Annotated in this window: 20 protein-coding genes; 10 read left to right on the top strand and 10 right to left on the bottom strand. The window is 67.0% G+C overall.

Annotation, left to right across the window (positions count from 1 at the left end):
* The first annotated feature begins 273 nt into the window (after nucleotides 1–273).
* Complete coding sequence (locus HYG77_RS30105; RefSeq protein WP_109330596.1) at nucleotides 274–804, top strand: GNAT family N-acetyltransferase; 531 nt, start codon at nucleotides 274–276, stop codon at nucleotides 802–804.
* Nucleotides 805–814: 10 nt separating this feature from the next.
* Here the strand turns inward: HYG77_RS30105 and zapE are convergent, their stop codons facing one another.
* The gene (gene zapE / locus HYG77_RS30100; RefSeq protein ID WP_109330598.1) at nucleotides 815–1831 is read right to left on the bottom strand and encodes a cell division protein ZapE; all 1017 of its coding nucleotides are present in this window, start codon (nucleotides 1829–1831) and stop codon (nucleotides 815–817) included.
* Nucleotides 1832–1865: 34 nt separating this feature from the next.
* Here zapE and HYG77_RS30095 point away from each other — a divergent pair, with 34 nt between their 5' ends.
* From HYG77_RS30095 to msrB, 4 genes are read left to right on the top strand one after another with little or no spacing between them, the layout of a single operon-like run.
* The gene (locus tag HYG77_RS30095; protein ID WP_208961415.1) at nucleotides 1866–2654 is read left to right on the top strand and encodes a pyrimidine reductase family protein; all 789 of its coding nucleotides are present in this window, start codon (nucleotides 1866–1868) and stop codon (nucleotides 2652–2654) included.
* 23 nt (nucleotides 2655–2677) lie between these two features.
* Nucleotides 2678–4243, top strand: a complete 1566-nt coding sequence (locus HYG77_RS30090) for an alpha/beta hydrolase (protein WP_208961414.1) — start codon at nucleotides 2678–2680, stop codon at nucleotides 4241–4243.
* Nucleotides 4244–4300: 57 nt separating this feature from the next.
* Nucleotides 4301–5605 carry a glycosyltransferase family 87 protein gene (locus HYG77_RS30085; RefSeq protein WP_208961413.1) on the top strand — a complete coding sequence of 435 codons (1305 nt, stop codon included), beginning with the start codon at nucleotides 4301–4303 and terminating at the stop codon, nucleotides 5603–5605.
* 55 nt (nucleotides 5606–5660) lie between these two features.
* The gene (gene msrB, locus HYG77_RS30080) at nucleotides 5661–6098 is read left to right on the top strand and encodes a peptide-methionine (R)-S-oxide reductase MsrB (RefSeq protein ID WP_109330604.1); all 438 of its coding nucleotides are present in this window, start codon (nucleotides 5661–5663) and stop codon (nucleotides 6096–6098) included.
* Here the strand turns inward: msrB and HYG77_RS30075 are convergent.
* The 4 genes from HYG77_RS30075 to hemE are packed head-to-tail and all read right to left on the bottom strand — an operon-like array spanning nucleotide 6058 to nucleotide 11547.
* Nucleotides 6058–8406 carry a molybdopterin-dependent oxidoreductase gene (locus tag HYG77_RS30075; protein ID WP_244373312.1) on the bottom strand — a complete coding sequence of 783 codons (2349 nt, stop codon included), beginning with the start codon at nucleotides 8404–8406 and terminating at the stop codon, nucleotides 6058–6060. The genes msrB and HYG77_RS30075 overlap by 41 nt on opposite strands.
* A 15-nt stretch (nucleotides 8407–8421) precedes the next feature.
* Nucleotides 8422–9117, bottom strand: a complete 696-nt coding sequence (hemQ, locus tag HYG77_RS30070) for a hydrogen peroxide-dependent heme synthase (RefSeq protein WP_109330606.1) — start codon at nucleotides 9115–9117, stop codon at nucleotides 8422–8424.
* 4 nt (nucleotides 9118–9121) lie between these two features.
* The gene (locus tag HYG77_RS30065; RefSeq protein WP_208961412.1) at nucleotides 9122–10483 is read right to left on the bottom strand and encodes a protoporphyrinogen oxidase; all 1362 of its coding nucleotides are present in this window, start codon (nucleotides 10481–10483) and stop codon (nucleotides 9122–9124) included.
* On the bottom strand, nucleotides 10480–11547 hold the full coding sequence (gene hemE / locus HYG77_RS30060) for a uroporphyrinogen decarboxylase (protein WP_204164972.1): 1068 nt from the start codon (nucleotides 11545–11547) through the stop codon (nucleotides 10480–10482). The genes HYG77_RS30065 and hemE overlap by 4 nt, the downstream gene beginning before the upstream one ends.
* A 161-nt stretch (nucleotides 11548–11708) precedes the next feature.
* Here hemE and HYG77_RS30055 point away from each other — a divergent pair, with 161 nt between their 5' ends.
* Complete coding sequence (locus HYG77_RS30055) at nucleotides 11709–12302, top strand: DUF3000 domain-containing protein (RefSeq protein ID WP_109330612.1); 594 nt, start codon at nucleotides 11709–11711, stop codon at nucleotides 12300–12302.
* 3 nt (nucleotides 12303–12305) lie between these two features.
* Here the strand turns inward: HYG77_RS30055 and HYG77_RS30050 are convergent, their stop codons facing one another.
* Nucleotides 12306–13553 (bottom strand): alpha/beta hydrolase, encoded by a 1248-nt coding sequence (locus HYG77_RS30050; RefSeq protein WP_109335154.1) that lies wholly within the window; start codon nucleotides 13551–13553, stop codon nucleotides 12306–12308.
* 159 nt (nucleotides 13554–13712) lie between these two features.
* Here HYG77_RS30050 and HYG77_RS30045 point away from each other — a divergent pair, with 159 nt between their 5' ends.
* The 4 genes from HYG77_RS30045 to HYG77_RS30030 all read left to right on the top strand — a co-directional run bounded on the left by HYG77_RS30045 (nucleotide 13713) and on the right by HYG77_RS30030 (nucleotide 19978).
* On the top strand, nucleotides 13713–15107 hold the full coding sequence (locus HYG77_RS30045) for a wax ester/triacylglycerol synthase family O-acyltransferase (protein WP_208961411.1): 1395 nt from the start codon (nucleotides 13713–13715) through the stop codon (nucleotides 15105–15107).
* A gap of 49 nt (nucleotides 15108–15156) precedes the next feature.
* Nucleotides 15157–16515, top strand: a complete 1359-nt coding sequence (locus HYG77_RS30040; RefSeq protein ID WP_208961410.1) for a ribonuclease D — start codon at nucleotides 15157–15159, stop codon at nucleotides 16513–16515.
* 145 nt (nucleotides 16516–16660) lie between these two features.
* Nucleotides 16661–17869: a thiolase family protein gene (locus HYG77_RS30035; protein WP_109330614.1), complete on the top strand. Its 1209-nt coding sequence runs from the start codon at nucleotides 16661–16663 to the stop codon at nucleotides 17867–17869.
* Complete coding sequence (locus HYG77_RS30030) at nucleotides 17870–19978, top strand: 3-hydroxyacyl-CoA dehydrogenase NAD-binding domain-containing protein (protein WP_208961409.1); 2109 nt, start codon at nucleotides 17870–17872, stop codon at nucleotides 19976–19978. It begins immediately after the preceding gene.
* 50 nt (nucleotides 19979–20028) lie between these two features.
* Here HYG77_RS30030 and HYG77_RS30025 read toward each other — a convergent pair whose 3' ends face one another.
* Genes HYG77_RS30025 through HYG77_RS30010 form a run of 4 tightly spaced genes read right to left on the bottom strand, consistent with a single transcriptional unit; the run spans nucleotide 20029 to nucleotide 25806 of the window.
* Nucleotides 20029–22728 carry a fumarate reductase/succinate dehydrogenase flavoprotein subunit gene (locus HYG77_RS30025; RefSeq protein WP_208961408.1) on the bottom strand — a complete coding sequence of 900 codons (2700 nt, stop codon included), beginning with the start codon at nucleotides 22726–22728 and terminating at the stop codon, nucleotides 20029–20031.
* Nucleotides 22725–23522 carry an ABC transporter ATP-binding protein gene (locus HYG77_RS30020; RefSeq protein WP_208961407.1) on the bottom strand — a complete coding sequence of 266 codons (798 nt, stop codon included), beginning with the start codon at nucleotides 23520–23522 and terminating at the stop codon, nucleotides 22725–22727. The genes HYG77_RS30025 and HYG77_RS30020 overlap by 4 nt, the downstream gene beginning before the upstream one ends.
* On the bottom strand, nucleotides 23519–24328 hold the full coding sequence (locus HYG77_RS30015) for an ABC transporter permease (RefSeq protein WP_244461395.1): 810 nt from the start codon (nucleotides 24326–24328) through the stop codon (nucleotides 23519–23521). Before HYG77_RS30015 ends, HYG77_RS30020 begins: the two co-directional genes overlap by 4 nt.
* A 47-nt stretch (nucleotides 24329–24375) precedes the next feature.
* Complete coding sequence (locus HYG77_RS30010) at nucleotides 24376–25806, bottom strand: ABC transporter substrate-binding protein (RefSeq protein ID WP_208961405.1); 1431 nt, start codon at nucleotides 25804–25806, stop codon at nucleotides 24376–24378.
* Nucleotides 25807–25821: the final 15 nt, after the last annotated feature.

Below are 25821 nucleotides of genomic sequence, written 5' to 3'. Positions count from 1 at the left end.
CCCCCCGATGGCAATGAGCCCCAGCCATGACCCCCCATCCAAGGCTGGGGCTCAGTCTTGTTCCGGGTCACCTCCGTCGAACAAAGTCCCCGGACGGTCACCGATTCGGGCTGTCGTTCTCGCCTTGCGCCGGACTCTGCGCAGTCGACGACGAAGCATCGCATACGGTCGGTTTCACACGCCGCGCAGGGCGTGGCAGATTGCGGTGAGCACGCAGCTGCGGGACAGTACGCACATAATGGTGACGAACAGGAAAGACGCGGTGACTGAACGGTGACGGTCGAAATAAATTCCGCGGGGATCTGGGACTCCGAGGCGATCGCCGACGTAGCGGCGGCGACGTTTCCGCTCGCCTGCCCACCTGGCGCCACCCAGGACGACATCGCCACCTTCATCGATGATGTGCTGTCGGCGGAACGATTTTCCGAGTACCTCACCGACCCGCGCCGAACCGTGCTCAAGGTGACCCACGAAGGCGCCATCGTCGGCTATGCAATGTTGATCGACGGCGAACCTGCAGATCCCGAGGTGGCCCGGAGCGTGTCACTGCGTCCCGTCACCGAGATCAGCAAGCTGTATGTGCTGCCGGGCAATCACGGCACCGGCGTCGCGTCCGCGCTGATGAACGCCATCGTCGAGCGCGCCGTCGCCGGGGATTGTGCGGGACTGTGGCTCGGAGTCAATCAGGAGAACCTGCGGGCTCAGCGGTTCTACGAGAAGCACGGCTTCGAGACCGTCGGGACGAAAACCTTCCTGGTGGGGTCGCAGCTACACCACGATTTCGTGATGCAGCGGGCCCTCTGAGCCTGCCGGCTCAGTTCGCGGCTACCTCGAAGCGCGACAACGCGAGGAGCCGTGAGGTGGCGCGGAGATACTTCTTGCGGTACCCACCGGCGAGCATCTCGGGCGTGAAGATGGAGTCGAGCTTCGCGCCCGCCACCGTCACCGGGATGCTGGCGTCGTACAAGCGGTCCGCGAGAACCACGAGCCGCAGGGCCACCGACTGGTCGTCGGCCGGATGGACACCGTCCAGGAACACGGCCGGGATGCCCTCGACCAGCTTGTTGTATCGCGACGGGTGCAGGGTGCTCAGGTGCGCACACAGCGCATCGAAGTCGTCGAGTGTGGCACCGGGGATGGCGTCGGCACGCTCGAGGAGCTCCTCCGAGGAGATCGGGTCGGGCGCCGGCGGCAGGTCGCGGTGCCGGTAGTCGGGGCCATCCACCCGGATGGTCTCGAAGATCGAGCCCAGCTTCTTGATCTCCCGCAGGAAGTCCTGCGCTGCGAAGCGGCCCTCACCGAGCTGGCCGGGAAGGGTGTTCGACGTCGCGACGATGGACACACCACGCGCGGACAGCTCGGACAGCAACCGGGACACGAGCATGGTGTCACCCGGATCGTCGAGTTCGAACTCGTCGATGCAGAGGACACTGTGGTCGGACAGCTGCTCGACCGCCTTGTTGAACCCCAGCGCGCCGACCACGTGGGTCAGCTCGACGAAGGTGCCGAATGCCTTCGGCGACGGGACGCTGTGGTAGATCGACGCGAGCAGGTGGGTCTTGCCGACGCCGAACCCACCGTCGAGGTAGAGACCGGCACCGGTGGACGGCGTCTTCTTCCCGAAGAGGCCACGTCGGCCGCCGCTGCGGATCTTGCCGACCTTCTTCGAGAACTCCTCGGCCTTCTGCACAGCCACGGCCTGGCTGGGCTCGGCGGGGTCGGGGATGTACGACGCGAAGCTCACCTCGTCGAACATGGCCGGGGGCACCATTTGAGCGACCAACTGATCAGCCGGCACCACGGGGCTGCGATCGACAAGACGTGCATGCATACAAGCAGGGTATCCACGTGTTGTGATCACTAACATGCAGCGTGTACATATTGCGACCTACCTCACATCGGACTCCGGGCAGTCGGGGACGGATACCGGTGAAGTGACCGGGGACGCCTTGCGTGAGCTGTATGCGTACCCGATGGAGATGCCGCGACCGTGGGTGCGGGCGAATTTCGTGTGCAGCATCGACGGAGCCGTCTCTGTCGGCGGTGTGAGCGGAACGCTGGGAACGCCCGCCGACAAGAAGGTGTTCGACACCCTTCGGGAGGCGGCCGACGTCGTCCTGGTGGGAGCAGGAACCGTCCGCGCCGAAAACTACGGTGGCGTGCGAATTGACGCGGGCGGCAGGCAACGCCGTATCGCATCGGGATTGTCCGCCGTCCCGCCGATTGCGGTCGTCTCGGCACGGGCACACCTCGACGCCGACGCCCGACTGTTCACCGACACCGAGGTCGCGCCCATCGTGATCACCTGCGCCGCCGCCGATCCGGTTCGGGTGGCCGCCCTCGTCGAGGCCGGTGCTCACGTCGTTCGCACCGGCGGTTCGGAGATCACAGGTCCTGAGGTGATCGCCGCAGTGGAGGGACTGGGACTGCGCAGAATTCTCTGTGAGGGCGGGCCGAGCCTGTTCGGACAGCTCGTGGCCGACGACCTCGTCGACGAACTCTGCCTCACCACGGCACCCGTCCTGGTGGGGGGAACCGCCGGGCGCATCGCCACCTCCCCCCACGTCGCCACGGTCTCGATGACACCTGCGCACGTCCTCGCCGACACCGACGGCACGGTTCTGACACGCTGGGTGCGGCTTCCCCGCCCGTGAAGGAACCTGGCAGGCTGTCCGGCATGCGCAGATTGGGGTTGCTCGCACTGATTCTCGTGGTGTGCAGTGCGTGCGGAGCCGGACCGTCGAACCGGCCGCACGTCGCCGTCGAACGCGAGGGCGGCGGCAGCGAACCCACCCCGACAGAATCCCAGAACGCCGACGCTCCCCCGCCCCAGTTGCAGGTTCCGAAGACGGACCTCACGTGGACAGACTGCACCCCGGGCACCCTCGAGACGCTGGGCCCCGGAGTGGTGGCGCCTTCGGGTCTGATCTTCGAGTGCGCGTCGTACGAATCGGCCGTCGACGAGAGCGGAGTCCTTCCCGGATCGTTCACAATGGGCGCGATGCGGGCGCGCCTCGCGGACACCCCGGCAAACGCTGCCCCCCTCGTCCTGACATCCGGGTCGGACCGGTCGTCGACGTCGACGCTCGCCGCGCTGAGCACGGGAGGGTTGTCGACTCTGCTCTCGACGCGTCCGGTTGTCGCCGTCGATCGCCGCGGAATCGCGTCGTCACAGAAAATCGAATGCCTTTCGCCGCCGACCTCCGACCTTCGGCGCAGGCTGGCCGACCTGGGACAATTCGATCCGGGTGCCGGCGACCAGGTCGACAAGGTGGCCGCTCTCGGGCGAGATGCCACCATCGCCTGTACCGATTATCTGCAACCGCAAGAACTCGCCTTCGACAGCACCCACGCCGCAGATGACATCGAAACGCTGCGCCGCACGTGGGAGGTCGACTCCCTCGGGATACTGGCCACCGGAAACGGGAGCGCCGTTGCATTGAGCTACGCCGCCGAATACCCGGGACGGGTCGGCCGGCTCGTCCTCGACTCCCCCGCGGTGACCACCGTGGACGCCGCAACCGTCACCGAGCAGCAGGTGGCCGGACAGGAAGCGGCGTTCGACGCCTTCGCCCGGCAGTGCACCGCACTGAACTGTTCCCTCGGCCCCGACCCGCGGGCTGCGGTCACCGCAGCCGTAGCCGCGGCCGCGGCCGGTCGGATCCCCGGGGTGTCGTCGAATGCGCTGCTCACGGCGATCTCGGGGGTGCTGGGTACGGCCGGAGGTGACCAGCAGGGCCGGGTACGCATGTTGTCCGACGCCGTGTCGGCCGCCACCGCCGGCAACACCGCGCCGCTGCTGGCCCTCGCAGCGCAGGCGGAGGCGGCCTACGAGTCCGACGGCCAGTTCATCACCCGGTGCACGGACGGACAGCAGTGGCCTGCCCCGGATCGCGTGCGCGAACTCCAGCGCGTGTGGGGTGAGCAGTTTCCGTTGTTCGGCCCCGATGCGGCCGTGGGCCTCCTGCTCTGCACGTCGTGGCCTGCGACCGCACCGCCCGCGCTCCCCGGTGACCTCTCGATGCCCGTGCTCGTACTCAGCGGCGCGGCCGACCCCGTCGTCGGTAACGCCGGCGTCGGCACCGTCACCGGAGCAGTGGGCAGCGCGGGCGCCACCACCGCCACCCTGACGTGGCACGGCCGGGGTCACCCGGCCACCCACTCGGACTGCGCGCAGAAGGCCATCGTCTCGTATCTCGCCGACGGAACACTGCCTCCCGACGGCAGCGCCTGCCCCGCCTAGCCGATAACCGGGCCCGACACCCGCAGGGGGTGCGTGACCGCATGTCACGGCTAGCCGGTGTACCGTGCCGTGGTGTTCCTTCGACATCTCGAACCGCGCACCGGGCGGACTCCTCACGAGGTCATCAACTTCGCGTTGTGGCCGATCGCCGTCATGACCGTGCTGCATCGAGTGGTTGTCAAGGCGGTCAACGGCTACATCACCGACGACTTCCGGCCGGTCTACAACGCTGCCCTGGCGTTCCTCAACCGCCGCCCCGTCTACACCGCCAACTTCGACTGGGTGGACCCGCACTACCTGTATCCGCCGTCCGGAACGCTGCTGATGGCACCGATCGCGATCATCGATCCCGAGAAGTCGCGGTGGCTCTTCATCCTGGCCAACACGATCGCCATCGTCATCGCGTTGTACCTGCTGTTGCGGTTGTTCGGCCTCGGCCTGAACTCGATCGCCGCCCCGATCCTTCTCTTCGCGACGTTTTCGTCGGAAACTGTCACGAACACGCTGGTCTTCACCAACATCAACGGTCTGGTGCTGCTCGGGGAGATCGCGTTCCTGGTGCTGCTCATGAAGCGACGGGACATGTGGTCCGGCGTCGCCATCGGCCTGACGTTCGCGGTGAAACCGATCCTGGCGCCACTTCTCTTACTTCCCCTCGTCCGCGGGCAGTGGAAAGTGTTCGTCACCGCCCTCGGCCTCCCCCTCGTCCTCACCGCCGTGGCGTGGCCGCTGTCGGCGGATCCGATGGACTTCGTTCACCACACCGTTCCGTACCTGATGGAGTCGCGCGACTACTTCAACAGCGCGATCGTGGGCAACGGCAGGTACTACGGTCTCCCGACGTGGATGATCTTCACGCTCCGTGGAATTTTCGCCGCACTGGTGGCGGGGTCCCTCTGGATGCTGTACCGGTACTACCGGCACGACGAACTGTTCTTCGTGGTGACCACGTCCGGTGTCCTGCTGACCGCGTCCTGGCTGCTCGGTTCGCTGGGCCAGATGTACTACTCGATGATGCTGTTCCCGCTCGTCATGTCGGTGGTACTGAAGAACTCGGTGATGCGAAATTGGCCGGCGTGGCTGGCGGTGTACGGGTTCCTCAGTTACGACAGTTGGTTGTCGGGACGGTTCGTCGAGGCGGGCCGCACCGCCGAATACATGAAGACCACCCTCGGGTGGAGTCTGCTGTTGATCGTCATTTTCGGGGTGCTCGCAGTCCGCTACGTCACCGCGAAGCGTGAGGGTCGGCTGGATCAGGGCATCGATCCGGCGTTCCTCCTCGAACCTCGCCCGAAGACCCCGTCGACGGAACCCGAGCTCGCACCGGAACCGGAAGCGGAGTCGGCTGTCGCCAAGTCGTAGCCGTCTCGCCGGGCGCTGACGGACCCGCGAACTCGAAACGTATTAGCGTGGAGCCATGAGTTCGCAGCAGAAGGATCCCACCCAGTCCGCACCGAAGGTCGTCCTCTCCGACAGTGAATGGCGGGAGAAGCTGACGCCCGAGGAATACGCGGTGCTGCGGCAGGCCGGAACCGAACGTCCCTACGTCGGTGAATACACCGACACGACAACCGAGGGTGTCTACCACTGCCGCGCATGCGGCGCGGAGTTGTTCCGCAGTACCGAGAAATTCGAATCCCATTGCGGGTGGCCGTCGTTCTTCGACCCCGCCGATTCCGATGCCGTCATTCTCCGCGAGGACACATCGCTGGGTATGCGCCGCGTCGAGGTCATCTGCAAGACGTGCCACAGCCATCTCGGTCACGTCTTCGAAGGCGAGGGCTACCCCACCCCGACCGACCAGCGTTACTGCATCAACTCCATTTCACTGGTCCTCGAGCCGACCGAGAAGTGATCGTCGGCGGGTCGAAGGCGCGAATCGGCGGCAGCTCGTCCAGATAGCGTTCGATCTGCACCAGCACGTGCTGGCCCGTGCAGCCGCGGGACAGTGAAGAACTGCCCACGTCCGCGGTCAGCACGTTCGGGTTGCCGTGCACGCACAGCGACTCCGGGTCGGTGGGGTCGAGCGGGTCGTACCAGGCACCCGTCGACAACTGCACCACGCCTCGCCGGACACCGTCGTCCACCACGACACCGGCGAGGCAGGAGCCGCGATCGTTGTAGACCCGGACGACGTCACCGGCGACGACGCCGCGAGCCGCGGCATCGTCGGGGTGGATCCGGAGCGGTTCGCGGCCCTTGATCTTCGATTCCCGGCTGGTCGCGCCGTGATCGAGTTGGCTGTGCAGCCGACTCCGCGGCTGATTGGCGATCAGGTGCAGCGGATACAGCTGTGCTCGATCGCCACCGAGCCATTCCTCCGGCTCGTACCAGCGTGGATGGCCGGCGCAGTCCGCGTAACCGAAGCTGTCGATGTCGGCCGAGAAGATCTCGATGCGACCGCTGGGTGTCGCGAGCGGGTACGTGGCCGGGTCAGCACGGAAATCGCCGAACAGCACGAGGTCGTCTTCGGTGCGCATCCGCACCTGCCCGTCTGTCCAGAAGTCGTCGAAGCTCGGCGCCGGGCCGCCGTCCGCGCGGACGTATCCGCGCCATTGTTCGTAGAGGTGCTCGAGCCATTGCTGCGACGAGCGTCCTTCGGTGAACTTCTCGCCGACGCCCAGCCTGCGGGCGAGTGCGCTGAAGGTGTCGTAATCGTCCTGGGCATCGGCGTACGGGCGCACTGCGGCGTGCATGGCGACGAGCAGCGGGTCGTTGCGGGTGCAGCTGATGTCGTCCCGCTCGAGCGACGTGGTGGACGGCACCACGATGTCGGCGTGCCGTGCCATCGGGGTCCAGTACGGCTCATGGACCACGATCGTCTCGGGGCGTGCCAGCGCCCGCCTGAGCCGGCCGAGATCCTGATGGTGGTGGAACGGGTTGCCCCCAGCCCAGTACAGCATCCGGATATCCGGATAGGTCAGCCGCTGACCGTCGTAGTCGAAGGGTGCTCCCGGATTCAGGAGCATGTCCGAGACCGCCGCCACCGGGATGAAATCCGGGACCGGGTTGAGTCCCTGCGGCAGGGTGGGCAGGGGGTACGGCACGGGTGCGAGGCCCGGCTCGTTCATCGAACCATAGCCATGGCCGAAGCCCCCGCCGGGCAGACCGACCTGTCCGAGCATCGCGGCAAGAGTGACGCCCATCCACGGCGCCTGCTCCCCGTGCCGCACGCGCTGCAACGACCACGTGACGGTCACCATGGTCCGGCTCGCCGCCATCCGTCGCGCCAGTACCACCAGTTCGTCCGCGGCGATTCCCGAAATCTGCTCCGCCCACGCCGGCGATTTGGGCACTCCGTCGGAACGTCCGAGCAGGTACTCCTCGAAACGGTCGTAACCGACGCAATGGCTTGCCAGGAACGCCGTGTCGTGCAGGCCTTCCGTCGCCAGAACGTAGGCGAGGGCGAGCATGATGGCGACATCGGTGCCGGGGACGGGTGCGTGCCGTTCCGCGGCACCGTGGAGGTCGTCACGCAGCGGACTGAAGGACACGATGCAGCCACCGCGACGTCGGAGCGCGTCCAGCGCGCCTCGTGTCGGGTGGTCGCTCGTGCCGCCGTGGTTCACTCCGGTGTTCTTCAGCGGGACACCGCCGAAGCACACCAGAAGTTCGGTGTGCTCGGCGATGACTTTCCAGGACGTCGACCGCGCGAACAACTTCCAGTGCGTACCGACGACGCGGGGCATGATCACGCCCGTCGCACCGAGTGAATAACTGTGGACGGACCGTGTGTAGCCACCGAGCGAGTTGAGGAACCGGTGCACCTGACTCTGCGCATGGTGGAACCGCCCGGCGCTGGCCCAACCGTAGGAGCCGCCGAAGATCGCGCTGTTGCCGTACGTGTCGATCACTCGGCGCAGTTCACCGGAAAGGCGCTCCGTCAGCTCTTCCCAGTCGACGGACACGAACTCGTCCGAGCCTCGGGCACTGCTGGGACCGGGTCCGTTCTCGAGCCAGCCGCGCCGCACGGCAGGGCCGGTGATGCGCGCCTTGTTGCGGATCGAACCGGCGATGTTACCCAGCGCCGGCGAAGGGTCCGAGTCACCCGAATACGGGTGAACCGCGACGACCTCGCCGTCCGACACCTGGGCCTCGAACATCCCCCAATGGGACATGTGCTGGTAGCGGACCCCGCGGTCCGCCTCGTCGACGTCACTCATGGACGGTGCGGTGAATCACGGAAGAGCCGTGACGAGCTTCTCCACATCCACCCGGGGACCGGTGAAGAACGGTACTTCCTCCCGGACGTGCAGGCGTGCCTCGGTGGCCCGGAGATCGCGCATGAGATCGACGATGCGGTACAGCTCGGGCGCCTCGAACGCGAGGATCCACTCATAGTCCCCCAACGCGAACGAGGGCACGGTGTTGGCGCGGACGTCCTTGTAGGCGCGGGCGGCCATGCCGTGGTCGGCGAGCATCTTGCGGCGTTCCTCGTCCGGCAGGAGGTACCACTCGTAGGACCGCACGAACGGGTACACGCAGATGTAGTTGCCCGGGTCCTCCCCCGCGAGGAATGCGGGGATGTGACTCTTGTTGAACTCGGCAGGGCGGTGACAGGCCACATTGCTCCACACGGGTGCGCTCGCCCGCCCGAGCGCGGTGGTGCGCCGGAAGTCGGAGTACGTGGCCTGCAGCGCCTCGATGCTCGGCGAATGGGTCCAGATCATGAAGTCCGCATCGGCGCGAAGACCGGCCACGTCATAGAGTCCGCGGACGACGACCCCCTTCTCCGCCTGAGCCTCGAAGAAGATCCGAGCCTCCTTGATCACAGCTTCCCGGTCGTCCCCGAGAACACCGGGTTCCACCTGGAACACGGAGAACATCAGGTAGCGGATTTCAGAGTTCAATGCGTCGAAGTCGAGGCGTGCCATGGGTCTATCGTGCCACTCGCTCGGCGAGGCGTGTAGCCGCCGTCGTCGCAGAGGCGACACAGGCGGGAACCCCCACCCCGTGGAGCAACGCGCCAGACACCTCGACACCCTCCAGACCTGCGATGTCGCGCTCGATCTCGGCCACCCGGTCGAGGTGCCCGGGGCCGTACTGCGGCAACCCGCCGTACCACCGCTGGACCCGTGCCACCACCGGTTCGTCCGTTACTCCGGTGACCGTACCGAGGTCGCGTCGCGCCGCCGCGACGAGATCCGCGTCGGGCGCATCGACGATGCCGGCGTCACCGAACCTGCCGAACGACGCGCGGACCACTGCCACGTCCCGACCGGCGAGATGGGGCCATTTCCGGCTCGACAGCGTGAAGGCCTTGGCGGCGAGCGACGCGTCTGTTGCGACGAGGACTCCCGAGTTCTGCGGTAGGTCCGCCGCGGCGGGAAGAGCCAACGCCACAACAGCAGAGGAGGCGAGGGGAATCCGCCCGGCGGCCGCAGCCGCACCAGGCGCGATCTCGGCGAGCAGGTCCGCCAGTTGCGGTGCGGGTACGGCGAGGACGATGCCGTCCACGAGCCCGACCGGATCGGCCGACCAGCCGTCGGACTCGTGGGTGATGGTCCGTATCTGTTCGTGGACGACGTGCGCGCGTGCGGCGGCTGCGAGCGCGTCGAGGAGAACGCCGTAGCCGTCGCGCAATGCCCCGAAGACCGGCCCGGCGGAGGGCGGAGGGAGCGCCTCCGCCACGGCGGCAGACAGGCTTGCCGCTCCGCGATCGAGGGCGGCGGCAAGTGTGGGCAGGGCGGCCCGCACTCCGATCGTGTCCGCAAGACCCGAATACACGCCGCCGAGCAGCGGATCGACCGAGCGCCGCACGACCTGCTCCCCGAACCGCTCGCCCACCAGCGAACCCACCGCGACGTCGGAGCCGGGAACCCAGCGCAGGGGCAGCTCCGACTCCTCCTCGATCCGGGCGAGTGTCGCGTGGTCGACCAGTCCGGCGAGGTCCTCGGGCCGGGCGGGGATGCCCATCAGCGTGTTCTGCGGCAACGGGTGCAGCGAATTCTGGGACCAGATGAGCGGACGCAGGCCCGCCGGATGCACAAGTTGCTCGGTCAGACCCAATTCGGTCAGTAGCGCAGGCACCTCAGGGCGTCGTGCGATGAAGGCCTCCGCCCCCAGATCGAGGGGCTCCCCCGCCAGTAGGTCCGTGCGCAGCTTGCCGCCGAGTCGCCCAGCACCCTCCGCGAGGGTGATGCGCGCTCCGTCGCCCAATTGCTGACGCAGGCGGTACGCCGCGACCAGCCCGGAGATGCCGCCGCCGACCACGAGCACATTCGGCGACGACACCGTCACAGCGAGTGCACCAACTCGACGACGGCGGTGAGGACTCCCGGGTCGGTGTCGGGCAGAACGCCGTGACCGAGGTTGAAGATGTGACCGGTCGTCCCGGATGCCATCGCGGCATCGGCCTCCGCCACGATCCGGCGGACCTGCTTCTCGACGGCCGCCGGTCCGGCGAACAGCACCGAAGGATCGAGGTTGCCCTGCAGCGCCTTACCCGGGCCGACGCGATGGGCCGCGACGTCCAGGGGAATCCGCCAGTCGACGCCTACCACGTCGGCACCCGCTTCACCCATCGCACCGAGCAGTTCGCCGGTACCGACGCCGAAGTGGATTCGCGGAACACCGGCGCTCTGAATCTCGGCGAACACTCGTTCCGAGTGGGGCAGGACGAACTCGCGGTACTCCGCCAGTGACAGTGCGCCCGCCCACGAGTCGAACAGCTGGACTGCGTCCACCCCGGCGCGCAACTGGGCCTGCAGGAACGTGATCGTGGTGTCGGCCAGGGTGCTCAGTAGTGCGTGCCACGTCTTCGGGTCGGAGTGCATGAGCGCCTTGGTGCGCTCGTGGTTGCGGCTGGGGCCGCCCTCGACCAGATACGACGCGAGGGTGAAGGGGGCACCCGCGAAGCCGATCAACGGGGTCGAGCCGAGTTCGACCGTGAGCAGCCGGACTGCCTCGGCCACCGCGCCCACCTCCTCGGGGACGAGCCGTGGCAGCGCTGCCACGTCCCCGATCGATCGAACCGGGTTGGCCACCACGGGCCCCGTTCCCGCCACGATGTCCAGGTCGATACCGGCCGCTTTGAGCGGCACGACGATGTCGGAGAAGAGAATCGCGGCATCGACACCGTGGCGGCGCACCGGCTGCATGGTGATCTCACTGACCAGGGCAGGGTCGAAGCACGACTCGAGCATTCCGATGCCCGCCCTGATCTTGCGGTACTCGGGCAGTGAGCGCCCCGCCTGCCGCATGAACCAGACAGGACGGTGACTCGGCGTGCGACCGTTCGCGGCCGCGAGGAACGGTGCGTCGGGAAGCACCCTCCTCGAGGTGAACGTGGCCCGCTCGGCCATGCCTGCATTCGTGCTTTCCAACCCGCTCATCGGTCCTCACGCTCTCTGCCGGCTCGTATTTCGGCAGCTCTCATGCTGCCATGTCCTCGCGCCGTCGCCGATCGGCCCTGCTCGGCGCGCCTCCGACGAGATGCGAACGTCCGGGTCTAACGTCCCGAGCTGTGACGACTTCGGGATCGCGCGCCGAACCCGCCGAGTTCCGCGCCGCCGTCGATGCGATGAACTCCGCGCAGGTTCGTGCGGACATCGAGCTGGGCCCCATCCGGCCCCCTCAGCGACTGGCGCCGTTCAGCTACGCCGTCGGCGCGGAAGTCGTGCACGAGGACACCGGTGTCGTTGCCGAACAGAGCGAGGGCGACGCGTTCGGCCGGCTGATCCTCCTCTACGACCCGGAGGGCGACGAAGCCTGGAACGGCACGATGCGGCTGGTCGCCTACATTCAGGCCGACCTCGATGCCGCTGTCGCGGCGGACCCGCTGCTTCCCGAGGTCGCGTGGAGCTGGCTCGTCGATGCCCTCGAGTCGCGGTCGGAACCACTCACTGCGCTCGGTGGCACGGTCACCGCCACCACGTCCGTCCGCTACGGCGACATCGCCGGACCACCACACGCACACCAATTGGAACTCCGCGCGTCGTGGACCGCGACGTCCGTAGAACTCGCGGCCCACGTCGAGGCGTTCTGCGAGGTGCTGGCCTACGCCGCGGGCCTGCCACCGGCCGGTGTCGCGCAGCTCAAGACCCAGAACGGCGACTAGCCGCTACGCCGGTTCCTCAGCCGCCGGAACGTCGGTGGTGGCACTTCGCGACCATTCCAGGAACCGCCCGACCGCCTGGGTCACCGAGATGCTGCGAATCGACGGAAAGATGTCGAAGGCGTGCTGGGCTCCCCGCAGTTCGGCGTAGGCGACAGGATTGCGGGACACCTTGCGTAACTCGTCGACGAAGAACCGTGCCTCCGCGACCGGCACGAGGGAGTCGCTCGCGCCGTGGATGACGAAGAACGGCGGCGCGTCGGCCCGCACCTGTGCCAACGGTGACGCGGCCCGGTAGTCGTCGGGGAAGGTGGCGTGCCTGCCGAGGATCAACGGCATCAGTCCGGAATGGACACGCTGCAGGACGGCCCTGATCCCGGAGTCACCGGCGATGTCGTAGACGCCGTAATACGGGACGCACGCGTGTACGGAAGTGTCGGCGTCCTCGAAACCGGGCTGAAACCGTGGGTCGTTGGCGGTAAGACCCACCATGGAAGCCAGGTGACCGCCCGCGGACCCACCCGTGACAGCGATGAAGTCGGGGTTGCCGCCGTAGTTCTCGATATTCTTCCTCATCCAGGCCAGCGCCTGCTTGATCGCGACGAGGTGTTCGGGCCACTTGGCCCGCGGCGAGAGCGGATAGTTCACCGCCACGCACACCCATCCGCGCGACGCCATCTCGAACATCAACGGCAGACCCTGCTGGTCCTTGTTGCCGATGACCCACCCGCCGCCGTGGATCTGCAGCAGGATGGGGCTGCTCGCCGGGCGGTCCTTGTGGTGGTAGATGTCGAGTTGCGCACGACGACCGCCCGGGCCGTACGCGAGGTTGCGGATGCGGGTGACGTCTTCGTTGGCCATCCGGAACGGATTGAGCAGCTGACGCCATACCGGCCGTCCCGAACGTTCGATGGCCTCGTCGCGATCGGTGTAGTTTTCGCCGAGCGCCTCGACCAGCGCGCTTTCGGCTTCCTCACCTGCTCCACGGCCGGTGGCGATCGCGGCGGCCAGTCCGCTCATCGAGGCGAGTGCGAGTGCGACCCCGATGCGGTCGGTGCGCGAACGGATTCCGTGTCGCGCGACGTGGACGGCCGTGTCCGCAGCAGTCGCCGCGAGGAGGTGCGGCGCCAATTCGGTTGTCAGCCATCCGGAGAAGAAGGCGAACACCGACGTCGGTGCGCCGGGCAGGGGACGCAGCGCGTTGGCGGCGAGCGCGGCCCCCACGCCGTGCCGGAGAACGAAGCCTCGAGTCATCCCGACATCGTAGAACATGTTCTATCGATCGTCGCCAGGCGCCAGCGAGTACCGAGCTGAACACATCACTGCGCACGTCCTTCACGCCTCGGGGGCCGCCCATCTCGCATTCTTTCCTTTCCATGGACTGATTACTAGAACGTGTTCTACTATTTGAAGATGCAGCGACTCAGCGGGCTCGATGCCTCCTTCCTGTACCTCGAAACCTCGACGCAGCTCCTTCACGTCTGCGGGCTCATCGTGCTCGATACGTCGACGGTCCCCGGCGGCTACTCCTACGGCCGGCTGAAAGAGGAACTCGGCATCCGGACCGAAGCCATCCCTTCGTTCCGGCGGAAGCTGCAGGATTCCCGCTTCAATCTGGACCACCCCGTCTGGGTCGACGACGCCGATTTCGACATCGACCGGCACTGCCATCGGGTGGCCGTTCCAGCCCCCGGCGGACGGGAGGAGCTCGCCGAACTGTGCGGAAACATCGCGGGGCAACCGCTCGATCGCGCACGGCCACTGTGGGAGATGTGGGTCATCGAGGGCTTGGACGACGGGTCCGTCGCGGTCATGTCCAAGATGCATCACGCAGGAGTCGACGGAGTTACCGGCGCGAGCATGATCGCCCAGCTGTGCAGCCTCGAACCCGATTCGCCGAGGCCCGATCCCGCAGACTCCGCCCAGGGCGCCGGCGGCGCCAGCTCACTCGAGATCGCCGTCGGTGGATTGCTGTCCGTCGCGTCACGGCCGGTGAAGCTGTTGCAGATCATTCCCCGGAGCGTCGGCCTGCTCCCCCGCTGGATCGACCGTGCACGGCGTGGAGACGCAATGCCCGCGCCGTTCACCGCGCCCCGAACTTCGCTCAACGGCACGCTGACCAGCCACCGCACCATTGCCTTCACCCAGCTCGATTTCGACCTCGTCAAACAGGTGAAGAACGCCTTCGGGGTCAAGGTGAACGACGTGGTCCTCGCCCTCTGCTCGGGGGCATTGCGGACCTACCTCGATACGCGTCGGGAACTACCCGACAAGTCGCTCGTCGCCATCGTTCCGGTGTCGGTGCGCGGCAAGTCGGACCGGCCCGGCACCAATCAGGTGAGCGGGATGTTCACCGAACTGGGCAGCGATATCGAGGATCCTGCGGAACGACTGCTCGCCATCGCCGAACACAACTCGACGTCGAAAGAGCACAACGAGACGTTGGGCGCGACCCTCCTGCAGGACTGGTCCCAGTTCATCGGGCAGTCGGTATTCGGAGCCGCCATGCGCCTCTACTCCACACTCGGACTGGCCGAACGTCATCCCGTCGTGCACAACCTGGTGATCTCGAACGTGCCGGGACCAACAGATCCGCTCTACTTCCTGGGCGCCCTGATCAAGGCGATGTATCCGATGGGACCGATTTTCCACGGGGCCGGCCTCAATGTGACGGTGATGTCCTTGAACGGGCAGCTCGACATCGGCTTGATGAGCTGCCCGGAGCTCGCTCCACAGCTCTGGGACCTTGCCGACGCGTTCCCCGACGCTCTGGACGAACTCGCCAAGGCCGCGGCCACCCGTGCCTGACACCGCCGAATCGCTGCAGGAATCGGGCGGCGACGTAGAGTCAGGTCTCATGTCCGAAGTCACCGACGAGACCTCGTCCCCTGTCACCGACGAGACCTCGTCCCCTGTCACCGAGGAGACCTCGTCCACTGTCACCGACGAGACCTCGTCCACTGTTGCCGACGAGCAGACCGCCCTGCAGGTAGTGCCGCTTCTCGCCCCGCGTGATGGGGTACCGCAGGTCGTGACCACAGCGGAGGGTGTAGCGAAGGCGGCTGCCGCGTTGAGTGAGGGCACCGGGCCTTTGGCTGTGGACGCCGAACGTGCTTCCGGTTTCCGGTATTCGGCTCGGGCGTATCTGGTGCAGCTGCGCCGGGAAGGCGCGGGGACGGTGCTGCTCGATCCGATTCCGACGGCGGCCGACCTCGCACCGCTCGCGGAGGCGATCAATCCGCTGGAGTGGATTCTGCATTCCGCTGATCAGGATCTGCCGGGGCTGGCCGAGCTGGGGCTGGCACCGGCGGCCTTGTTCGACACCGAACTCGCCGGTCGTCTCGCGGGCTTCGAGCGGGTGGGACTTGCCGCCATCGTGGAGCGGACCTTGGGCCTCGAGCTGAGAAAGGGGCACGGTGCCGCGGATTGGTCGAAGCGACCTCTTCCCAACTCGTGGCTGAATTATGCCGCACTCGACGTCGAGGTTCTCATCGAGTTGCGCGAGGTCATGGCCGCGGAACTCGAGAAGCAGGGTAAGACCGAGTGGGCGGCGCAGGAGTTCGAGCACATCCGGCTGGCCGGTCCGCCGAAGCCCAAGCCCGACCGCTGGCGTCGAACCTCACACATCACGTCGTTGAAGACGCAACGCCAGCTCGCCGCGGCGCGCTCCCTCTGGCAGGCGAGGGAGAACCTTGCCCGCACTCGTGACGTCTCGCCCAGTCGGGTGCTGCCCGACTCCGCGATCATCGAGGCGTCGGTGAAGAGTCCGCGGAGCATCGACACTCTGCGCGCCCTTCCGGTGTTCGGCGGCCCGCGTCAGCGGCGGCACACGCGAATCTGGTTGGCGGCGCTGGAGGAGGCACGGGCGTTGCCGGACACCGAGCTGCCACCCAAGACTCAGCCCTTCACGGGACCACCTCCGCCGAGCCGGTGGGCGCGGCACGATCCGGCCGCTGCCGACCGGTTGACGGCGGCTCGTGCTGCGCTGGCAACTCTCGGTGAGGAGGTGTCGGTTCCGGTGGAGAATTTGCTGACCCCGGATCTCGTGCGCCGACTGTGCTGGGACTGGACGCCGCCCGTGGACGGGGACGTCGGGGCATCCGTCGACCGCATCCTCGCAGCGGGTGGCGCGCGTCCGTGGCAGCGGGAGTTGACGGTGCCGGTGCTCGGCGCGGCACTGTCGGCGACCCCCGGCGACGAGCCGCCCAGCGCCTGACCGGCACGATCGCCCGGTTCTACGGGCAAAATCCTGATGAAGTACCCATTAAGTTACCCGCGAGTAACGATAGGGGTAGTCTGTGCCCGAGGCCGGACGCTTGGCCGTGATCCGGCACCAGACTGCTCCATCAGGAGGAATTCGCGTGGCTCCATCCACCACATCGCAACGCAACGTCGTGTTCGTCGACGGGATCCGGACCCCGTTCGGCAAGGCCGGCCCCAAGGGCATGTACGCCGAGACCCGGGCAGACGACCTCGTCGTCAAAACCATTCGTGAACTACTCCGCCGCAATCCGCAGCTCGATCCCGCCCGGATCGACGAGGTCGCCATCGCCGCGACCACGCAGACCGGTGATCAGGGTCTGACCATCGGCCGCACCGCCGGCATCCTCGCCGGCCTGCCCGAAACGGTGCCCGGTTTCGCGATCGACCGAATGTGCGCCGGCGCCATGACGTCGGTCACCACCACCGCGTCCGGCATCGGTTTCGGCCAGTACGACGTGGTGATCGCCGGAGGCGTCGAGCACATGGGTCACCACCCGATGGGTGAGGGCGCCGACCCGAACCCGCGATTCCTCGCCGACCGCCTCGTCGACCCCAGTGCCCTGGTGATGGGCAACACCGCCGAGAACCTGCACGACCGGTTCCCCAGCATCACCAAGGACCGCACCGACGCGTACGCCGTCGCCAGCCAAAACAAGTACGACGCCGCCAAGAAGGCCGGCTTCATCGCCGACACCCTCGTTCCGGTGGCCACCCGCTCCGCCGCGGGGTGGGGACTCGCCACCGAGGACGAGCCGCCGCGCCCCGGCACCACGATCGAAGACCTCGCCAAGCTGAAGACTCCGTTCCGTCCGGCGGGCCGCATCACCGCGGGCAACGCGGCCGGTCTCAACGACGGCGCCACCGCGGCGATCCTCGCGGGTGAGGACACGGCACACGAGCTCGGACTGCCGATCGGCATGCGCATGGTCGGATTCGCGTTCCAGGGTGTCGACCCCGCCGTGATGGGCATCGGTCCAGTCCCTGCCACCGAGAAGCTGCTCGCCCGTACCGGTCTGAAGATCGAGGACATCGGCCTGTTCGAGATCAACGAGGCATTCGCCGTACAGGTGCTCGCCTTCCTCGAGCACTACGGCATCGCCGACGACGATCCGCGGGTCAACCAGTGGGGTGGCGCCATCGCCTGCGGTCACCCGCTCGCGTCCTCCGGCGTGCGCCTGATGACTCAGCTTTCCCGCCAGTTCGCCCAGCGTCCCGACGTCCGCTACGGCCTGACCACGATGTGCATCGGTCTGGGCATGGGTGGAACGGTGATCTGGGAGAACCCGATTTTCGACGGAGCGAAGTAAATGACTTCTATCACCACAGCATTCGCCGACGAGGTCGTGACGAACGCGTACACCAAGATCGTGGCAGTCCCGGGCATCGAGGGTCCGGTCGCCCTGATCACGCTCGACAACGGTTTCGACCACACCAAGCCGTCGTCGTTCGGCCCGGGCGGCCTCGCTGCCCTCGACGCAGCCCTGGACGAGGCCTTCGCGGCGAACCCGGTTGCGGTCGCGATCACCGGCAAGCCGTTCATCTTCGCTGCCGGCGCCGACCTCAAGGGCGTCCCGAGCATTACCGACCGCGAGCAGGCGCTCGAGCTCGGCCGGTTGGGTCACAGGGTGTTCCGTCGCCTGCGTGAGTCCTCCGTGCCGACCTTCGCCTTCGTCAACGGGGTCGCGCTCGGCGGCGGTCTCGAGGTCGCGCTGCACAGCCACTACCGCACGGCATCCGAGAGCGCCGGCGCGCTGGGTCTGCCCGAGACCTTCCTCGGTCTGGTCCCCGGCTGGGGCGGAACACAGCTGCTGCCCAATCTGATCGGGCCCTCGAACGCGGTGACCGTCGTCCTCGAGAATGCGCTGAACCAGAACAAGATTCTCAACCCGAAGAAGGCTCTCGAGCTCGGTGTCGTCGATGCCGTGTTCGGTTCGGCCGACTTCCTCGAGCAGTCCTTCGCTTGGGCGGCACAGGTTCTCGCGGGTGAGATCACTCCGTCCCGTCCCGAGATCGATCGGGGTCAGGGCTGGGACGAGGCAATCTCGCGCGCGAAGGCCATCGTCGAAGGCAAGACGAAGAACAACGCTCCCGGACCGGTCAAGGCCGTCGAGCTGCTGGAATTGGCTCGCAACACCGACCTCACCGATCCGGCGTCGCTCGACAAGGGTTTCGCCGCCGAAGACGAAGCTCTCGCCGACCTTCTGCTGGCGGACGAGCTCCGCGCCGGGCTGTACGCATTCGACCTGGTGAACAAACGGGCGAAGCGTCCCGCGGGCGCGCCGGACAAGTCCCTCGCACGCAAGGTCACCGGCGTCGGCATCGTCGGTGCCGGCCTGATGGCCAGCCAGCTCGCCATGCTGTTCGTGCGGCAGCTGAAGGTTCCGGTGATCCTCACCGACATCGACCAGGAGCGCATCGACAAGGGTGTCGGCTACGTCCACGGTGAGATCGACAAGCTCCAGGGCAAGGGGCGGCTGTCTCCCGACGCCGCGAACCGCCTCAAGGGCCTGGTATCGGGATCGCTGGACAAGTCCGCCTTCGCGAAGACCGACTTCGTGATCGAGGCCGTGTTCGAAAACCTCGATCTGAAGAAGAAGATCTTCGCGGAACTCGAGGAGTACATCGCTCCCGAGACGATCCTGGCGACCAACACGTCTTCGCTGTCGATCACCAAGATGGCCGCGGACCTGAAGCACCCCGAGCGGGTCGTCGGCTTCCACTTCTTCAATCCTGTTGCGGTCCTCCCGCTTCTCGAGGTGATCAAGGGTGAGAAGACCGACGACGCCACTCTGGCAACGGCATTCGCGACCGCGAAGGCGCTGAAGAAGTCGGCCGTCGGTTCCGCCGACCTGCCCGGCTTCGTTTTCAACCGGCTTCTGATCCGCACCCTCGGTGAGGTGATGAACGCGGTGGACGAGGGCACCCCGTTCGAGGTGGCCGACAACGCCATCGCCGAACTGGGCATGCCGATGACGCCCTTCACGCTGCTCGCACTCGTCGGACCGGCGGTCGCGCTGCACACCGGCGAGACGCTCGCCGAGGCGTACCCCGAGCGGTTCCACAACTCCCCCGGGCTCGAGGCATTGGTCGAGGCCAAGAAGCCCGCGGTGTGGAGCTACGGCGCCGACGGAAAACAGGTCGTCGACCCCGAGGTCGCCGAATTGTGGAAGCAGGGCGACAAGGCGTCCACGTCCGAAGAGGTTCTGGAGCGCACTCGTCGCGCGTTCGCCGAAGAGATCCAGATCATGCTCGACGAGGGTGTCGTCGCCGCGGCCGAGGACATCGATCTCTGCCTGATCCTGGGCGGCGGGTTCGGTTTCTGGAACGGTGGCATCACGCCGTACCTGGACCGCACGGGCACCTCCGAGGCAGTCAACGGGAAGCGGTTCCTGGCGCCGGGCGTCGCAAGCGTCTGACTTCCTGGTGGGAGCGAAGGACGCCACGGCGTCCTTCGCCCCCACCTGTGTCAGGCGACTGGGACGCTGTTCGCCGCGCTCAACGCCTGCCGGGCGTAGGCCCGTACGTCGGCATCGGTGTCGCCCAGGGCCTCGGTCAAAGCCTGAGCCGCAGTCCGATCGCCGGCCCACCGTCCGAGTGAGAGCACGGCTGCCTTCCGCACATCGAGGTGCGGATCCTCCAATATTTCCGCGAGAGCGGGCACGGCAATGCCCGGGTCCGCTCCGGCCAGTCCGCGTGCTGCCCCCTGCCGTATCTGCCAGGCGGATTCGCGCAGTGCCGTGACGACGAGGGCGACATCGTCGTCGCGGCACCCCAATCCGGCGAATGCCGTCAGTGCCGCTGCACGCACCAGCGGGTCGCGGTCATCGGTCAACTCTCGCACTGCGTCGAGTCCACCGAGACCGATGGTGGCGAGCCCGTGCGCCACCGTGATCCGCACTTCCCGGTTCTCGTCGTGTGCCCCCGACGCCACCGACTCCCACTTGTCCAGCGACACCAGGCCTCGCACCGCTTCGATCCGAACGTGGTGATCGGAGTCGGACAACGCCGTCAGGAACTGCTCTGCCGACCCCGCGTGCAGTGCGCGCAGCACGTCGATCACCGCGGCCCGAACCACGGCGTCACCCGACCCCAGATGCGCCTCGAGCCCAGCGGAAGAGGTGAGCACCTCGACCAGTTCGCGCAGCCCTTCGGCGGCGGCGCGGCGAACGGTGACGGCCTCGTCGGCGAGAGCCGCGAAGAGTGCTCCGGTGAAACCGTCGGGAGTTCCCTCGGTCAGCACCGACAGTGCGGTCACCCGGACCTGGGGGTCGTTATTTCGGAGGTACGGCTCCAGCTCGCCGATGCTGGGAGCATCGAGGCCGAGCAGCGCGACGAGGGCGGGCGACGACGGTTCCTGCCGGACCGGCGCGGCGATACGCGAACGCTCCTCGACCGGCGCGCGTCCTCCGACCAGCGGCGGCTGAGTCACCGCGACCACCGTCTGGTCCTGCGGCGGAAGGGAATCGAGGCCCGGAACCGAAACGAAGTAGGGTGCGACCGGCCTCTTGAAGAACTCCATCTCCCCGTTCGCCCCGCGACGCAGGTTCAGGTGATACCCCCATTCCTCGTCGCTCGGCTCCGGTAGGTCGGCGCGCTCGTGGTAGAGCCCCCAGCGGCTCTCGGTTCTGGTGAGGGAACTGCGGGAGGCCATCTCGGCGCAGTCGCGAATGAACGTGACCTCCGCGCAGCGCATCAACTCGTGCGGGGTGGTGGCGCCCATCTCGGCGATCTCGCGCTCCATCCGTTCGAAGGTTTCCACGGCAATGGACAGCTTGGTGGCCGTCTTCGGCGGCGCGACGTAGTCGTTGACGAATCGGCGCAACTTGTATTCCACCTGCGGCTGCGGGGGGCCGTCGGGGTGGCGCAGGGGCCGGTAGATCAGCTCGTGCGCCTCCTTCAACTGGTCTTCGGGCAGCAGGGTGGGCGCGGGGATACCGGGCAGCGTGCCGGTCGCGTGTGCCCCGGCGAGGTCGCCGTAGACGAACGCGCCGATCATGTAATTGTGCGGAACGCAGGCGAGGTCGCCCGCGGCGTACAACCCGGGAACGGTGGTGGCGCCGTGCTCGTCCACCCACACTCCGGACGCGGAATGCCCGCTGCAGAGTCCGATCTCGGAGATGTGCATCTCGATGTCGTGACTGCGGTAGTCGTGACCGCGGCCCGCGTGGAACGTGCCGCGGGTGGGACGCTCGGTGGTGTGGAGGATCGATTCCAGGGTGTCGAGCGTTTCCTCCGGAAGGTGACTCACCTTGAGATAAATCGGCCCACGGGCCGACTCGATTTCGCTCTTGACCTCGCTCATCATCTGCCCCGACCAGTAGTCGGAATCGACGAACCGTTCACCGTGCGCGTTGACCTGGTAACCACCGAACGGGTTGGCGACGTAGGCGCAGGCAGGCCCGTTGTAATCCTTGATGAGCGGATTGATCTGGAAGCACTCGATGCCGCTGAGTTCTGCGCCGGCATGGTAGGCCATCGAGTAGCCGTCGCCGGCGTTCGTCGGATTCTCGTAGGTGCCGTACAGGTATCCGGAGGCCGGTAGTCCCAGTCGGCCGCAGGGACCGGTCGCCAGGATCACCGCTTTCGCGCCGACTGCCACGAACTCCCCCGTGCGGGTGTTCAGCGCAGCGGCCCCGACGGCCCGGCCGTTCTCCGTGAGGACGCGAACGGGCATCAACCGGTTCTCGATGCGGATCTTCTCCCGCATCTTCCGCTGCCGCAGCACCCGGTACAGAGCCTTTTTCACGTCCTTGCCCTCGGGCATCGGCAGCACATAGGAACCGGAGCGATGCACGCGCCGCACCGCGTACTCTCCGTACTCGTCCTTCTCGAACTTCACTCCGTACTTCTCGAGGCGCTGCACCATGGCGAAGCCGCGGGTTGCGGTTTGATAGACCGTGCGCTGATTGACGATTCCGTCGTTTGCCCGGGTGATCTCCGCGACGTAGTCCTCGGGTTCGGCCTTGCCGGGAATGACCGCGTTGTTGACGCCGTCCATGCCCATGGCGAGGGCCCCGGAGTGCCGCACGTGTGCCTTTTCCAGCAGCAGGACATTTGCGCCGTTCTCGGCCGCTGTCAGGGCAGCCATCGTGCCGGCTGTGCCACCGCCGATGACCAGTACATCGCAGTCGAGACGCACGATCTCGGCAAGGTCGGGGATGTTCATCGGTTCTCCGGATCGTTCGTCGTCGGGGCGTCATCGGTCTGTTCCAGCGCCGCCAGTACCTTGCCGCGTGCGGCTCGGGTTTCGGCGTGGCCGAGGAACTCCCGCCTGCGCGGGTGGGGAATGTCCACGAGCGCCCGCAGTGGTCTGCCCGCGCCGCCCAGGACCGCCACCCGGTCTCCGAGCAGGACCGCCTCGTCCACGTCGTGGGTCACGAAGACCACCGTCGTGGGGTGCGTGCTCCAGGTGTCGACGAGAAGCCGCTGCATCACGCCGCGGGTCTGCGTGTCGAGAGCGCCGAACGGCTCGTCCATCATCACGGCGCGGGGTGCGCCGGCGAGACCACGCGCCAACTGCACACGTTGTCGCATGCCGCCGGAGAGGTTCTTCGGGAGAAAGTCTCCGAACCCGGTGAGACCGACTTCGTCGATCCAGCGGTCGGCAGTGGCCCGGCGACCCTTCCGCGGCTCACCGCGAAGCGCCAGAGCAAGTTCGATGTTCGAGCGCACGCTGCGCCACGGCAGCAGAGCGTTGTCCTGAAACACCACAGCCCTGTCCCGGGACGTCGACACCACCGACTCACCGTCCGCGACCACCCGGCCGGCGGTGGGTGCCAGCAACCCGGCCAGAGCCCGGAGCACTGTCGATTTACCGCAGCCGGACGGCCCCGTGAGGACGAGAATCTCACCCGGCACCACGGTCAGCGACAGCGAGCGGATGACCGGGGCTCCGGTGTACGACAGTGTGACGTCGTCGAGTATGAGTGACATTCCGGTCGCGAGCGTGGTGGCGGTCATGCGCGCTCCCCTCGGGGCAGCCAGCGGGTGACACGCCTGCCGAGCAGCTCCACCGCTGCCGATGTGGCGAAGCCCAGGATGCCGATGGTGATCATGCCGACGAATACACCGGGATAGTCGACGATCGTGTAGGCCTGCCAGGTGCGGTAGCCGACGCCGAGCCGGCCGGAGATCATTTCCGCGGAGATGACGCAGATCCACGCGACACCGATCCCGACCGACAAGCCACCGAACACTCCGGGCAGGATCCCCGGAAGCACCACCCGGGCCAGCACATCCCAGCGCCCGCCGCCGAGGGTGCGCACCGAGTCTTCCCACAGCGTGGGCAACGCCCGGACCGCGTGCCGGGTGCTGACCATGATCGGAAAGAATGCGGCCACGAAGGTGATGAAGACGATCCCGGCCTCGTCGCTCGGAAACAACAGGATCGCAACGGGGACCACGGCGATCGCCGGAATCGGCCGGGCCAGTTCGGTCAACGGTCCGAGGACGTCGGCGAACAGCGTCGATCTGCCGAGCGCGATCCCGGCGGCCACACCGATCACGGTGGCGAGTCCGAACCCGCTGAGAATGCGGATCAGGGACTGGCCCAGGTCGAGGTAGAAGAGGTCGTTGCGCAGCTGGGTGCCGAACGCGGACACGACATCGGTGACGGTGGGAAGGGTGTCGAATCGCAACCACAACCGCACGTCGTTGGCCGTCAGCAGCTGCCACGCTGCGATGGCGGCGACGACGGACGTGATGCGCAGAAGGCGGGATCGCCACGACGATGCCGACGCGGGCAGCGGTGCCGGATCGGGCTGCAGTACCGAAGCCTCGGATTCGATCGATATGATCGACGACTGCAGGGTGGTCACTGCCGAACCTCCTCCACAGCGCGGTCGTACGTGACAACCGTTCCCGCCGGGTGGACGCGCAGGTAGCGGCCGGCGGCGGCGTCGGTGGTGAAAGGCAGGAAGGTGTCACCGTCGCGCACCCACACCGCCTTGTCCGCGAACCAGCGGGTGCCCAATTCGGCATCGGGAATGTACGCGCTGCGGACGTCACGGCCCTCGGCGCGTGCCTGTTTGACCGCCCGGAGCAGGCACGTCGGGCTCGCCGCAGGCTGGGTCTGCGTCGCATCTGCGAACCAGACTTCCCCGGCCAGAGCCGGATCGGTCGCAGGCGTGCCGCACACAGGATCGGTGCCGGTCACCGCTGTGGGGCTGCCAGGCGTCGTGACCGTGGCATCGTAGTTCTGCCCCTCGGCATCGAATGCCGCGCGCAGAGGCGCATCGTCGACGAACCCCTCGACATCGAGATCCGCGAAGTCACCGATCGATTTCAGATACGGGACGTCTGCCTTCAACGCTTCGACCAGTTCGGGTCGGAGCGTGGTGTCGAACGTCGTACCACCGGGCCCGTTGTACAGGTAGACCACCTCCTGCGGCAGTCCGCTGTCTTCGGCGACGATACGTGCGGCCTCGAGTGGCTCGGTCCGGACGAAGTGCGTGGCGTCGAGTTGTGCACGGAGGAACGCATCGACGACTTCGGGGTGCTCGTCCGCGTAGGCCTCCCGCACGACGACCCCGTGCAGGGTGGGTGTGTTCAGCTCTGCGCCGTCGTAGAGCAATTTCGCCTTGTCCTGGAACACGAGAAGCCCGGGCCAGGCCACGAACTGTGACAATGCCTCGACCTGACCGGATTCGAGGGCGGAGGATCCGACCGGCGGTTGCTGGTTGAGAACCTCGACGCCGGTGCCCGGGTCGATTCCGGCGCGGTCGAGTGCACGGACGAGGGTGCCGTGCCCGGCAGAACCGACGCTGGCAGACACTTTCCGGCCCGCGAGATCGGCGAGCGTGGTGGCGGGAGAGCTAGGAGGGACGACCACCATGTTCAGGGCACCCTCCGGGTTGTACCCGGTGACCGACACGATCTCGGTTTTCGATCGCGGATTCGCCTGTGTGCGTGAGCCGTTGATCAGCATGGGATAATCACCCATCGAGCCGATGTCGATCTTCTCGGCCACCATCTGCGCGGTGATCGGCGCGCCGGTGTCGTAATCCTGCCATTCGACGGAGTACTTCGTCCCCGTCTTCTCGGTCAGTTCTTGCAGACGCTGTTCGAGGTAGCCCTGGGCTCGCAACAGTGTTCCGGCGGTGACCGTGTTGATCGTCTTCGATTGGTAACCGATCACTACGGGCACTGCATCGTCGCTCCCGGCGGTGGTGTCTTCCAGCGAGCAGCCGGTCGCGAGCAGTGCGACCGCAGCGGTCAGCACGAGAGAGGAGTAGGGACGCAACATGTTTTCGAAGTCTTT

Source organism: Rhodococcus sp. ZPP, assembly GCF_017656075.1.
Classification (GTDB): domain Bacteria; phylum Actinomycetota; class Actinomycetes; order Mycobacteriales; family Mycobacteriaceae; genus Rhodococcus_F; species Rhodococcus_F oxybenzonivorans.
Note: the sequence above shows the minus strand (reverse complement) of the source record. Positions and strands in the feature narration are given on the sequence as shown.